The organism is Thiohalocapsa halophila, from assembly GCF_016583825.1.
Lineage (GTDB): Bacteria > Pseudomonadota > Gammaproteobacteria > Chromatiales > Chromatiaceae > Thiohalocapsa > Thiohalocapsa halophila.
This window is the reverse complement of the sequence record NZ_NRRV01000101.1, coordinates 1-11,770: the sequence shown is the minus strand read 5'-3', so window position 1 is coordinate 11,770 and position 11,770 is coordinate 1. Positions and strand designations below refer to the sequence as shown.

Sequence of the window (11,770 nt, the reverse complement as noted above, 5' to 3'; positions counted from 1 at the left end):
CACCCCAGCCGCTGTCCAACCCGCCCCGCCGAACCATGTCCGCGCTCCGCCTGCAAGCCCTGCGACTGCGCCTGTTAGAGCCCGTGGATTTGAGCATCGAGGCCGGCGAGCTGGTGTTCCTCGCCGGCCCCTCCGGCGCCGGCAAGAGCCTGCTGCTGCGCGCCATCGCGGACCTGGACCCGAGCACCGGCGAGGCCTGGTGCGGGGAGACCGCCCGCTCGTCGGTGCCGGCGCATGTCTGGCGCAGGCGCGTGGGGCTGCTGCCGGCGGAATCCGGCTGGTGGGCGGACAGCGTGGGGGCCCATTTTCCGCAGGCGGCGGCTGCGGAGACCGACCGCACGGCCCTGCTCGAGCGCGTGGGCTTCGGCCCGGAGGTGCTGGACTGGGAGGTGCGGCGGCTCTCCACCGGCGAGCGCCAGCGCCTGGCCCTGGCGCGGCTGCTGGCGAACCGGCCCGAGGTGCTCCTGCTGGACGAGGCCAGCGCCAACCTGGACCCGGACAACCGCACCCGCGTCGAAGCGGTCATCGCCGACTACCGCGCCGACGAGGCGGCGGCGGTGCTCTGGGTCAGCCACGACCCGGAGCAGCGCGCGCGCATGAACGGCCGCCGGCTGCTGATCCGCGACGGCCGCATCACCCCCGAGCTGCCGGCGACGGATGCCGCGGAGCCGCACCCATGAGCCTGATCTCCCTAAGCCCCTTCGATCTGGCCCTGGCGGCCTCGCTGGTGCTGCTGCTGGCGGGTCTGTCCTGGCGGCTCAAGCTCGGCGTGGAGCGGCGCATGCTCGTCGCCGCCGCCCGCAGCACCGTGCAGCTGGTGCTGCTGGGGCTGGTGCTGAAGATCCTGTTCGACACCACCAGCCCGGCGCTCATCGGCCTGCTGGCGCTGGTGATGCTGTCGGTGGCGGGCTGGGAGGTCATGGCCCGGCAGACCCGGCGCTACCGCGGTCCCTGGGGCTACGGCATCGGCGCGCTGTCCATGTTCCTGTCGTCCTTCAGTATCACGGTGCTGGCGCTGACGGTGATCATCCGCGTAGAGCCCTGGTATCAGCCGCAATACCTGATCCCGCTGCTCGGCATGCTGCTGGGCAACACCATGACCGGCATCGCCGTCGCCCTGGACGGCCTCACCCGCCAGGCCCACGACAACCGCGAGCGCATCGAGGCGCGCCTCATGCTCGGCGCCACTTGGGGCGAGGCCATCGCCGACATCCGCCGCGACGCCCTGCGCGCCGGCCTGATCCCCATCGTCAACGCCATGGCCACCGCCGGCCTGGTCAGCCTGCCCGGCATGATGACGGGCCAGATCCTCGCCGGCAGCCCGCCCATGGAGGCGGCCAAGTACCAGCTGCTGATCATGTTCCTCATCGCCTCCGGCACCGGGCTCGGCAGCCTGGCGGCGGTCTGGATCGGCTCGCGGCGGCTGTTCGACGAACGTGCCCGGCTGCGGCTGGACCGGCTCGGGCCCGGCCGGCGCTGATGCAGGCGGGCCAAGCCGCAGCAGCCAACGAGACGAGGAGACCCCCATGACCCTGGACACCCCAGTCAGTCCCACCGACAGCAGGCGCGAAGCGGACGTTAACGCTGCTCCGGACCGCGCCGAAGATACCTTCGACTGGCGCCGGCACTGGTATCCGATCGCCTTCCTTCAGGACCTGCCGCGGCGGCGCCCGCACGCCTTCTCCCTCTACGACGAGCGCATGGTGCTCTTCGTCGGCGACGACGGCGGGCTCGGCTGCCTGCGCGATCAGTGCGGTCATCGGGCGGCGCGCCTCTCCGACGGCTGCATCCGCGACGGCCGGCTGGAGTGCCTCTACCACGGCTGGCAGTACGACAACGACGGCGCTTGCCAGCACATCCCGCAGTTGCCGGCGGGACGCAGCATCCCGCCGAAAGCGGCGGTGACGAGCTATCCGGTGGTGGCGGCACAGGGCATTGCCTGGGTCTGGCCGGGTAATCCGGATGCCGCCGACGAGACCCTGCTGCCCCTGGTGGACGAGCTGGACGCCGACGGCGTCACCCGGGTGGACTTCCAGATGGACCTGCCCTACGACCAGAGCTATTTCACCGAAAACGTCATCGACATCGCCCACATCCACATCGCCCACGACGGCATGCGCGGCGGCGGTCACCGGTCCTTGGCGGGGCCGCTGGACTTCGAGGTGCTGCAAAACGACGCCCGCGGCATCATCGCACGCTTTCGCCGCGCACCGGCTGGCGGCAGGACGCAAGATAATGCGCCGCAGGGGCCGCTCGAGGACGCCCGCATGGAGTTTCATGCGCCCAATCTGGTGCGTTACCGCTCGGTGTATCGAGATCCGGGCCGCATTGCCGGGCTGGCGCTTTACTCCATCCCGCTCGGACGCAACCGCTGTCGCATGCTCTACCGCAAGTTCAGCAACTTCACATCCAAGGCCGAGCGGCGCAAGCCGCGCTGGCTGGAGCATTGGACACAGTGCACCATCCTAGAGCAGGACATGGGCGTCGTTGTCGGCCAGCATGCCACCGCCGAGCGCGAGGACAAGCCGCTCAGGGACCTATGGCTGCCCATCCGCAGCTCCGACCCCCTCGTGCTCGCCTACCGCAGCTGGCTTGACCGTTACGGCGCGTCACTGCCCTTTTACCGCGGCCTCACCAGCGCGAAGAGCCCGACCCCGCCGCCGGACCCCGCTATCGGCGCCGAGAGCCCAGTGGACCGCTACCGGCTGCATACCCGCATCTGCTGCACCTGTTCGCGCATGCACGTGCGCGCCGTGCAGCTGAGCCGCGCCCTGCCATACACCGGCGCCGGGCTGCTGGTGGCCGCGCTGTTGGTGCCGGGGCAGTGGGTCAGCGCGACGCTGGCCGGCCTCGCCGGGCTCGCCGTCGCCGGCACCGCAGGTGCGCATTGGATGCGGCGGCGGTTCGAATAGCCGGCGGCGGTCGCTCAGTAGGGCTTCTCTATGGACTCCGGCCGCAGCGCGCGGCTCGGCACGCGGTAGGTTGCGGCATCCGGGTCCAGCTTGCGCCGCATCGGGTCGTGCCCGGCCAGGCGCATGACGAGCCCGATGGGCAGTAAGAGCAGAAAGAACACCAGCCCCAGCAACAACGGCGTCATGATGCGGCCCGCAAGCAGCCCGAAGCGCGTCCAGCCGCGGTAGACGGGGCGCAGACCCGCCGGGCGAATAAGCCCCCAAAGCGCCAGCAGGAGTGCCAAGCCCCAAGGCCAAAGGGGCCAGCCGAAGCCGCCGAGCCAGGGCAGCAGCACGCCGAACAGCGCAGCGACGATGGCGGCAGTGGTAAGCGCAAACCGGCGCAGGCCGGCGGCGTCGAGCTCGGGGATGTCGTGCGTGGTCATCTGGATCAGTCGAGCTCGAATGCCTGCTGCCAAGCGTCGTCCTGCGCCACCGCCGGCTGCTCGGACTTGAGCAGCAGGCAGTTCTCCAGCACCAGAGCGTCCATCTCCGTGCGCATGAAACAGCGGTAGGCGTCGGCCGGTGTCGCGACGATGGGCTCGCCGCGGACGTTGAAGGAGGTGTTGACCACCATCGGGCAGCCGGTGCGCGCGGCGAAGGTCTCGATGAGCCGGTGAAAGCGCGGGTTGGTGTCCTTGTGCACGGTCTGCAGCCGTGCCGAATAATCCACGTGGGTGATGGCCGGCACCCGCGAGCGCGGCACCCTGAGCTTGTCGATACCGAACCGGGCCTGCTGCGCGGCGTCCATGGGCAGCCGGTGCGGCTCGGCGACGGGTGCCACCATCAGCATGTAGGGGCTCGCCCCCTGGTGCTCGAACCAGTCCGACACCTGCTCCGCGAGGATGGCCGGTGCAAAAGGCCGGAAGGACTCCCGGTACTTGATCTTCAGGTTCATCACCGACTGCATCTCGGGGTTGCGCGGGTCGCCGATGATGGAGCGCCCGCCGAGCGCCCGCGGGCCGAATTCCATGGGCCCCTGGAGCCAGCCGATGACCCGGCCCGCGCCCAGCAGCTTGGCCAGCTCCGGCATCAGGGCGTCATCGTCGAGCCGGCGGTAGGGCGCGCCTTGGGCTTGCAGGAAGGCCTCGATCTCGGCGTTGTTGTGGACCGGCCCCAGATAGGCACCGCGCATGCGATCTTGGCCATCTGCGCCGGTGCTGCGCGGCCGGTCGAGATACTGATGCCAGACGGCGAGCGCCGCCCCCAGCGCCCCGCCGGCATCCCCCGCCGCCGGCTGCACCCAGATGTCCGTGAAGGGCCCCTCGCGCCGGAGCCGGCCATTGGCGACACAGTTGAGCGCCACGCCGCCGGCGAGGCAGAGCGCGTCGGTGCCGAGCTCGCGGTGGACGGTGCGCCCGAGGCGCAGCACCACCTCTTCCGTCACCGCCTGGATGGACGCCGCCAGGTCCATCTCGCGCTGGGTGACGGGGGACTCCGGCGCGCGGCGCGGGCCGCCGAAGAGCGCGTCGAAGGCCCGGCTAGTCATGGTCAGCCCGTTGGCATAGTTGAAATAGCGCATATCCATGCGGAAGCTGCCGTCGTCCTTGAGCGCGAGCAGGTGCTCGAGAATCAGATCCCGGTACTTGGGCTCGCCATAGGGGGCCAGGCCCATCAGCTTGTACTCGCCGGAGTTGACCTTGAAGCCGGTGTAGTAGGTGAACGCGGAGTAGAGCAATCCGAGCGAATGGGGAAACTGGATCTCCCACTGGGGCACGAGCCGGTTGCCATCGCCGAGCCAGACCGAGGTGGTCGCCCACTCGCCGACGCCGTCCATGCACAGCACCGCGGCGCGGGGATAGGGGCTCGGGAAGAAGGCGGAGGCCGCGTGGGACTGGTGATGGCTCGCGAATCCAAGCGCCGGCAGGTCGCCGTTGGCCGGCGCCCCCGGCAGCGCGGCCAGCTCGCGGCGCAGCATCTCCTTCAGGAAGAGCTTCTCGCCGAGCCAGATGGGCATCGCCTTCAGGAAGGACGGCAGGCCCCGCGGGGCATAGGCGAGATAGGTCTCCAGCAGCCGCTCGAACTTCACCAACGGCTTGTCGTAGAAGACGACATGGTCGACATCGCCGAAAGCGATCCCCCCCATGTCCAAACAGGCGCGCACGGCATCCGCCGGAAAGCGGGCGTCGTGCTTCTTGCGCGAGAAGCGCTCCTGCTGCGCCGCCGCGACGATCTCGCCGTCGCGCACCAGACAGGCGGCGCTGTCGTGGTAGTAGGCCGAGAGGCCGAGGATGTGCGTTGGCATGAGATGGGGCACAGCAAGAGGGGGCGTGTCGCGACGGGTGCACCGCTGGGGCAAAACGGCATCTGGCGGAGATGCCATAAGGCCAGCGCCATTGTAGTCCCCGTGGCACGTCGGAGCACGGACAACCCCGGGCGGCGGCGAGCGCCGTCGGCTAGCCGGCCGCGGATTTGCGCACGAGGAGCACGAAGAACCCCGGAAAGTAGCGCCCTTCGGCGAGGCGCTGCCGCGACACCTCCCTGAAGTCCTCCTCCAGCGCCAGCACGGCGTCCACCGACTCGATGGGTGCGAAGCGGTTGATGGATGTGCTCACGAGCGTCATGCCCTCCTCGGTAAGTAGCGGCATCAGCTCGGCGAGGGTGTGCTGGGTCTCGTGGGGATGCAGCACCTGGTCGCGGAACCAGGAGCGCGCGTGCACATCGTCCGCGAGCGACGGATGCAGCGCCCGGTAGGCGGCGAACAGCTCTTCCTCGGTGGCACCACGCTCGCGCAGCTCCCGAAAATGTCGCAGGAAGGGCGCCCGGCCCGGGCCGTGATAGAGGCCGATGAAGGCGTGGCCGCCGGGGGCGACGCAATGCCGCAGCACATGCCGCAGCGCCGCATGGCAGTCGTTGGTGTGGTGCAGCACGCCGAGGGACACCACCACCTCGGAGGGCGCAGTGGGCCGGAGCAGGAACAGGTCCGCCACCTCGAAGCGCGCCGACGAGCCGAGCGCCTCGCCCACGGCCCGGGCGCGCTCGACGGCCACCGGGTTGAAATCGATGCCGAGCACATCGGCACCCTGGTGCACCGCCGCCGCGTGGCTGAGCCAGCCGCTGCCGCAGCCCACCTCCAGCATCTGCGTACCCTGCCGCAGCAGCGGCTTGAGCGGCGGATAGGCCTCCAGGCTGTTGCGGCGCCGCACCGCCGCGGCCTGGTCCTGTGCCGAGGACTGGTAGTTGAACGGCAGCGCCTTATAGAAGGCGAGGACGCTGTCGTTCGCGTAGGTTTCGCCCGTCATGCGGCAGCGGCTTTGTCGTCCGGTGCTGGTGCTGGCTTCCGCCAGCTTGCCAGCGCCGCGGGATAGAGCGCCTTCAGTGTCTCGAGCAACTGTTCGGCCATGAGGCGGTTCGGGCGCTTCCCCGCGTGCATCATGTCACGCGCAAGACCCTCCGTCGGGTCGTTGCGGTGCGCCTCGATGAGCGCATGCATGCCGGGGCCGACCACCTTACGCGGGTCCCGCAGCATCGGCAGCAGGCCCTCGATGTGGCGGGTGTAGGCTTCGGTCATAAAGAGCCAGGGCACACCCGCGTCGTCGCACAGCGACTCCCAGGTCTTCATGTTCACGAGCAGATTCATCAGGTTGTTGTAGGGATTGCAGACCGTTCGCGCGGCCCGATGCAGCCGTGATCGCTCCGGGTCCAACAGCCGGTGCTGCCAATGCGGGCGCGCGTCCACGATGAAAGGACGCCCGCTGTCGCCGAAGAGCTCGCGGCGGTTGATGGGAAAGGCGGTCAGCACGAGCAGGTGCGGGCGCATGACCGTAAGCACCGAGAACAGCATACGGCTCACATAGTCCGCGCTCGAGCCGCCGTTGCTGAGGTTCCAGTACGTCACGGGGCGACCGAGCTCATCTCGCAACCGGTCAGCGAGCACAGCAAGGCAGGTGTTCTCCTCCGGCAGCGCGGCGCCGAACAAGCCGCTGGAGCCGATACCGACGATGCGTATGCTCGGGTCCGATGCCCAATCGCGCCCGGCCAGCTCGGCACAGCGATAGCCGTCGCTGTTGATCTGGTAGACCACGTCCTCGGGTCCGAGCGCTGGATGTGGTCGCTTGCGGTAGTTCTCCTCCGAGTCCGCACAGAACCAGTGCAGCCGACCCACCCGACCGGGCCGGAGATTCGGGCTTGGCGGGATACGCGTGGCGGAGAGCAGGTAGGCCGGCCCCTGGTCCAGCCCGACCCCCATCACATCGGTGGTCATGCGCCGGCGCGATGATCGGTCAGAAGTGAGGATAGATGTACGGATCTTCGTCCTTCTCCTTACGCTTGCGCTTGCGGCGGTCGAGGAAGGCCTTGAAGGAGGCCTGAAGGTCGTTCCAAAGGGCGGCGAGCTTGCTCATGATAGGCCTCGTTACAGGGGCTTGCGGTGTAACTGGTGGAGTCGCACGGTGAAATGGGACCCTAACAATTGATCGGGGTCAACCGCAATCGTCGCGGGTCATTTGCCCGTAGAATCGAAGCCGCAACGGCGTAGGGGAGGGTGCACATGGGCGACCACAAGGGCCGGACATCGCAGCCGGACTTCCACAACCTCTACCGCCACGGGCTCATCCGCGCCGCGGTCTGCGTGCCGGAGGTCCGTGTCGCGGAGCCCGGCTTCAATGCCCGGGCCACCGTGGACCTGGCTCGGCAGGCCCATGATGCCGGCGCCGTGGTGGCGCTGTTCCCGGAGCTCGGGCTCACCGCCTACAGCAACGACGACCTCTTCCACCAGCAGGCGCTGCTGGCGGCAGCGCTGGATGCGCTGGCCGAGGTGGTGGAGGCGAGCCGCACCCTGCGCCCCCTGCTTACGGTGGGCCTGCCACTGCCGGTGGACGGGCGGCTCTTCAACTGCGCGGTGGCCGTGCACGCGGGCCGGGTGCTGGCGGCGGCGCCGAAGACCTATCTGCCCAACTACCGGGAGTTCTACGAGAAGCGCCAGTTCGCGGGCGCCGATGCCGCCGTGTCGACGGACATCGAGCTGCTCGGTGAGCGGGTGCCCTTCGGCAACGACCTGCTGCTCACCGCCACCAATGTGCCGGGCCTGACGCTGCACATGGAGCTGTGCGAGGATCTGTGGACGCCCATCCCGCCCAGCACCTATGCGGCGCTCGCCGGCGCCACGGTGCTGCTGAACCTCTCCGCCAGCAACATCACCATCGGCAAAGCGGCGTATCGCAACGACCTCATCGCCGCGCAGGCGGGTAAGTGCATTTCGGCCTATCTCTACTCCGCCGCCGGCCCCGGCGAGTCTACCAATGATCTGGCCTGGGACGGCCACGCGGTGATCTTCGAGCAGGACCGGCTGCTCGCGGAGTCCGAGCGCTTCCCCAGCGGCGCGCAGCTGATACGGGCGGACATCGATCTGGAAGTGCTGCAAGCCGAGCGCCTACGCACGACAAGCTTTCATGACAACGCCGCCGCGCATCGGGAGCGGTTGCGGGGCCTGCGGCAGGTGCGCTTCGAGCTGGAGCTGCCCGCGGGGGACCTGGGGCTGAAGCGCGAGGTCCGCCGCTTTCCGTACATTCCGGCGGCGGCCGCCGAGCGCGATGCGCTGTGCTACGAGGCCTACAACATCCAGGTGCACGGGCTCGCCAAGCGGCTCGCGGCGAGCGGCATCCAGCGAATCGTCATCGGCGTGTCGGGCGGGCTCGACTCCACCCAGGCGCTGCTGGTGGCGGCGCAGACCATGGACCGGCTCGGGCTGCCGCGCGCCAATATCCTCGCGTACACCATGCCGGGCTTTGCCACCAGCACCGAGACCCGGGACAACGCCTGGGCCTTGATGCGCGCCCTCGGCGTCACAGCGGACGAGATCGACATCCGCCCCTCCTGCGAGCAGATGCTGAAGGACTTGGGCCACCCCTATGCCGACGGCGAGTCCGTCTATGACATCACCTTCGAGAACGTCCAGGCCGGCGAGCGCACCAGCCACCTGTTCCGGCTCGCCAACCAGCGCGGAGGGCTGGTGCTCGGCACCGGGGACCTCTCCGAGATCGCACTCGGCTGGTCCACCTACGGCGTCGGCGACCAGATGTCCCACTACAACGTCAACGCTTCGGTGCCCAAGACCCTGATCCAGGACCTGATCCGCTGGGTCATCGCCACCGGCCAGTTCGACGCCGCCACCAACCAGACCCTCCAGGCCATCCTGGACACCGAGATCTCCCCGGAGCTGGTGCCGGCGGATGAGACCGATGCCGACGACGGCGCCGGCATCCAGAGCACCGAGGCCAAGATCGGCCCCTACGAGCTCCAGGACTTCAACGCCTTTTGGATCACCCGCTATGGGCTCAAGCCCAGCAAAGTCGCCTTCCTCGCCTGGCACGCCTGGCACGACAAGGACGCCGGCGAGTGGCCCGACAACCTGCCGCCGGAGCGCCGCAACCAATACGACCTGGCCACCATCAAGCACTGGCTCAGGGTCTTCTGCCGGCGCTTTTTTCAGATCAGCCAGTTCAAGCGCACCTGCATGCCGAACGGCCCCAAGGTGGGTGCCGGATCATTGAGCCCCCGCGGTGACTGGCGGGCGCCGAGCGATTCGGAGCCGGATGTGTGGCTTGAGGAGCTGCGGCGGGATGTGCCGGATGCGTAGCCGGGCTAGGGTCTCCACCGGGTTGCAAGTCGGATGGGCACCCAGGCGACAGGGGCCGCCATCGACAGCCGACGACGCGTGTTACCTCCTCGCTGATGGTGGCTTCCAGGTCCGCGGCAATATGGGCCTTGGATGATTCGGCCCTGTCGCTGGAGGGGTCCGGTCAGCGGATGGACTGTATGTCCAAACCCGAACTCAGCCTGGACCAAGCTCGGTCTGCGGTCAGAATCGGCAGTTGACGTTCCATGGCCAGCGCCAAACAGGCACGGTCGGCGAGTGACAACCCGTGATGGTGGGTCTTATCCCACAAATGAGCAGCGCTTTCGGCGTGCTCCTCCGAAAAAGGGATGAAGATCACGCCCACGTCGATGAAGTCCTGACGCATCCCCCTGACGTCGGCTTGACGTCGCAGTGATTTCTGGACGACCTCAGACCAGTTCACGGCTGAAACCAGGGCGCCCGCCAAGGCCGAGCGAACACCATCAGCCCCGGGCTCATCGTGCAGAAACGCCAGCAAACTCGATGCATCGAGGATGCATGTCACTCCTCCAATGCCTCTTTCGCCGCCTCGGCACCGCGCTCCGCGATCAGTTCATCCACCAGGCTCACCTCCCTGGGAATGTGCCGAAAGCGATCCTGCAGCCGTTGCTCGATCACCTCGCGCCGCTCCAGCACCAGTGACTCGCCTTCCTGCCGCGCGATCAGCCGATCCCCGGGTTTCAAGGCCAGGGCCTTGCGCAGCGCCGCTGGGATGACAAGCCGCCCTTGCGCGCCGACCTGAACCTCGTTGCTTGAACCATTACTTACCATGTCAAACACCGGTGTGCCACAGAAAAATTAGTGTGGCACAGCTCAGCCTTAGGTGCCAGTCACTGGTGGCTGCGTTTCGCTGACCCGCTCGTGCGGCGCTTTCAGCACGACTGGGGTCACAGCGACTGGGGTCAGCATTGCATTCAAGCAAGTCGGGACCTCGAGGCCGCCGTCGTGTTGGAGCGGTGCTCAACGTCGAAACGCCACACGGCCCGGCTCACGGTCGATAATGCACGCCGAAGAAGGCCGCGATCTCCTGCATCGTGTAGACGCCGGTCGCGAAAGCCCGAGCCATGGCCTCGCCGCGCTCGGGGGTAGGCATGGCAGCGCCAGTTGAAGCGCTCACTCACCTCTCCTAAGGGTGCGCGATGTCGCCGTTTACCGCCGGCAAGCGCATTGGCTGCGCGTCCGGTGCGGTTTGGCGGAAAACTGTTCGCATCGCCCATTGACAGGCCGACGTCAAAGGTGAAGCCCGCGCGTTCCCCCGACACGTTAATGAGTATAACGTCCCCATAACTATCTGAAGGACATCCGATGCCTCGAGCCTCCACACGGTAGACTTTCGTCAAACGTATCGCATGCCACCTGCACCCGCTGGGAGTCCCATCCATGCAGCTGACACTTGAGATCCCCGAAGCCGCCTGTGCAACGCTGCATCAAGCCCCGGACGAGCTCGCGCAAGAGCTGCGTACCGCTGCTGCCGTGAAGTGGTACGAGCTCGGCCGAGTCTCCCAAGGCCGCGGCGCTGAGATCGCAGGTCTGAGCCGCGCGGCCTTCATCGACGCCCTTTCCCGCTATCGCGTTAGCCCGATGCAGTACACCGCGCAGGAACTGCTGGACGAGCTGTCGGATGCCGATTGAGGCCGTTGTCATCAACGCATCGCCGCTGATCCTGCTGTTTCGGGCCGGCTATGGAGACCTGTTACCAAGGCTGTTTTCGCGGATTATCGTGCCCGATGCGGTCTGGACCGAGATCGCCGCGGGAGGCGTCGGCGATGCCGCCGCGACCGCCCTGCCAAGCTGCTCTTGGGCCCAACGAAAACCGGTCGAGCCATCGCCTCGGGTGTTGGACTGGAGCCTCGGGCCCGGCGAGACGGCCGTCATCAGCCATGCACTGAAGCATCCAGAACTACGTGCCGTGCTCGATGATCGCGATGCCCGCCGCTGTGCACGTACCTTGGGGGTCCAAACACTCGGCACTGGAGGTACGCTGATTTTGGCGAAGCGCCGCGGTCTCATCCCCTCGGTTGGAGACGGACTGCACCGGCTACGCGGAGCCGGCCTCTGGATCGGCGACGATGTGACGCAGGGCGGAACCGTTCTGGCGCAAACCCACTACCGGGAGCACGGGTTATCCCCGGATCTGGACATCGCTCCCGGCGCGGGGTATCTTGCAAGGCAAGCGTGCGTTGCGAGAGAGATGCTTGAACCT

13 protein-coding genes are annotated in these 11,770 nt (G+C 67.9%); 6 read left to right on the top strand and 7 right to left on the bottom strand.

Annotation, left to right across the window (positions count from 1 at the left end; all coding sequences use genetic code 11):
- The 3 genes from CKO31_RS23810 to CKO31_RS23800 form a co-directional block, all read left to right on the top strand.
- Positions 1-680 (top strand): ABC transporter ATP-binding protein (locus CKO31_RS23810; RefSeq protein WP_306341784.1); only part of this gene is annotated, 680 nt, incomplete at its 5' end.
- The gene (locus tag CKO31_RS23805) at positions 677-1,480 is read left to right on the top strand and encodes an ABC transporter permease (RefSeq protein WP_200242607.1); all 804 of its coding nucleotides are present in this window, start codon (positions 677-679) and stop codon (positions 1,478-1,480) included. The genes CKO31_RS23810 and CKO31_RS23805, both read left to right, overlap by 4 nt.
- A gap of 46 nt (positions 1,481-1,526) precedes the next feature.
- Positions 1,527-2,912 (top strand): aromatic ring-hydroxylating dioxygenase subunit alpha, encoded by a 1,386-nt coding sequence (locus CKO31_RS23800; protein WP_200242606.1) that lies wholly within the window; start codon positions 1,527-1,529, stop codon positions 2,910-2,912.
- Positions 2,913-2,926: 14 nt separating this feature from the next.
- On the opposite strand, the gene CKO31_RS23795 is transcribed toward CKO31_RS23800, so the two are convergent.
- The 4 genes from CKO31_RS23795 to CKO31_RS23780 all read right to left on the bottom strand — a co-directional run bounded on the left by CKO31_RS23795 (position 2,927) and on the right by CKO31_RS23780 (position 7,155).
- The gene (locus CKO31_RS23795; protein ID WP_200242598.1) at positions 2,927-3,337 is read right to left on the bottom strand and encodes an SxtJ family membrane protein; all 411 of its coding nucleotides are present in this window, start codon (positions 3,335-3,337) and stop codon (positions 2,927-2,929) included.
- A gap of 5 nt (positions 3,338-3,342) precedes the next feature.
- Complete coding sequence (locus tag CKO31_RS23790; protein ID WP_200242596.1) at positions 3,343-5,196, bottom strand: carbamoyltransferase family protein; 1,854 nt, start codon at positions 5,194-5,196, stop codon at positions 3,343-3,345.
- Positions 5,197-5,347: 151 nt separating this feature from the next.
- Positions 5,348-6,193 (bottom strand): class I SAM-dependent methyltransferase, encoded by an 846-nt coding sequence (locus CKO31_RS23785; protein WP_200242592.1) that lies wholly within the window; start codon positions 6,191-6,193, stop codon positions 5,348-5,350.
- Complete coding sequence (locus tag CKO31_RS23780; protein WP_200242590.1) at positions 6,190-7,155, bottom strand: hypothetical protein; 966 nt, start codon at positions 7,153-7,155, stop codon at positions 6,190-6,192. Before CKO31_RS23780 ends, CKO31_RS23785 begins: the two co-directional genes overlap by 4 nt.
- Positions 7,156-7,440: 285 nt before the next feature.
- Here CKO31_RS23780 and CKO31_RS23775 point away from each other — a divergent pair, with 285 nt between their 5' ends.
- A complete protein-coding gene (locus tag CKO31_RS23775) occupies positions 7,441-9,528 on the top strand; it encodes an NAD(+) synthase (RefSeq protein ID WP_200242588.1) in 2,088 nt (695 codons plus the stop codon).
- Positions 9,529-9,691: 163 nt separating this feature from the next.
- On the opposite strand, the gene CKO31_RS23770 is transcribed toward CKO31_RS23775, so the two are convergent.
- From CKO31_RS23770 to CKO31_RS27335, 3 genes are all read right to left on the bottom strand, one after another.
- Positions 9,692-10,072, bottom strand: coding sequence for a type II toxin-antitoxin system VapC family toxin (locus tag CKO31_RS23770; RefSeq protein ID WP_200242579.1), 381 nt, complete (start codon positions 10,070-10,072; stop codon positions 9,692-9,694).
- Positions 10,069-10,338 carry an AbrB/MazE/SpoVT family DNA-binding domain-containing protein gene (locus CKO31_RS23765; RefSeq protein ID WP_200242617.1) on the bottom strand — a complete coding sequence of 90 codons (270 nt, stop codon included), beginning with the start codon at positions 10,336-10,338 and terminating at the stop codon, positions 10,069-10,071. Before CKO31_RS23765 ends, CKO31_RS23770 begins: the two co-directional genes overlap by 4 nt.
- A gap of 217 nt (positions 10,339-10,555) precedes the next feature.
- Entirely contained in the window at positions 10,556-10,684 is a 129-nt protein-coding gene (locus CKO31_RS27335; RefSeq protein ID WP_274607805.1) for a hypothetical protein, read from the bottom strand.
- Between the two features lie 263 nt (positions 10,685-10,947).
- On the opposite strand from CKO31_RS27335, the gene CKO31_RS23760 reads away from it, so the two are divergent.
- Positions 10,948-11,199, top strand: coding sequence for a UPF0175 family protein (locus CKO31_RS23760; RefSeq protein ID WP_200242577.1), 252 nt, complete (start codon positions 10,948-10,950; stop codon positions 11,197-11,199).
- Positions 11,189-11,770, top strand: a 582-nt coding sequence (locus tag CKO31_RS23755) for a PIN domain-containing protein (RefSeq protein WP_200242574.1), incomplete at its 3' end; no start/stop codon positions are given. The genes CKO31_RS23760 and CKO31_RS23755, both read left to right, overlap by 11 nt.

What these genes read in the sequence shown, in the direction of transcription:
- CKO31_RS23805 (WP_200242607.1), top strand. Translation starts at nt 677, where the DNA reads ATGAGCCTGATCTCCCTAAGCCCCTTCGATCTGGCCCTGGCGGCCTCG.
- CKO31_RS23800 (WP_200242606.1), top strand. Translation starts at nt 1,527, where the DNA reads ATGACCCTGGACACCCCAGTCAGTCCCACCGACAGCAGGCGCGAAGCG.
- CKO31_RS23795 (WP_200242598.1), bottom strand. Translation starts at nt 3,337, where the DNA reads ATGACCACGCACGACATCCCCGAGCTCGACGCCGCCGGCCTGCGCCGG.
- CKO31_RS23790 (WP_200242596.1), bottom strand. Translation starts at nt 5,196, where the DNA reads ATGCCAACGCACATCCTCGGCCTCTCGGCCTACTACCACGACAGCGCC.
- CKO31_RS23785 (WP_200242592.1), bottom strand. Translation starts at nt 6,193, where the DNA reads ATGACGGGCGAAACCTACGCGAACGACAGCGTCCTCGCCTTCTATAAG.
- CKO31_RS23780 (WP_200242590.1), bottom strand. Translation starts at nt 7,155, where the DNA reads ATGACCACCGATGTGATGGGGGTCGGGCTGGACCAGGGGCCGGCCTAC.
- CKO31_RS23775 (WP_200242588.1), top strand. Translation starts at nt 7,441, where the DNA reads ATGGGCGACCACAAGGGCCGGACATCGCAGCCGGACTTCCACAACCTC.
- CKO31_RS23765 (WP_200242617.1), bottom strand. Translation starts at nt 10,338, where the DNA reads ATGGTAAGTAATGGTTCAAGCAACGAGGTTCAGGTCGGCGCGCAAGGG.
- CKO31_RS23760 (WP_200242577.1), top strand. Translation starts at nt 10,948, where the DNA reads ATGCAGCTGACACTTGAGATCCCCGAAGCCGCCTGTGCAACGCTGCAT.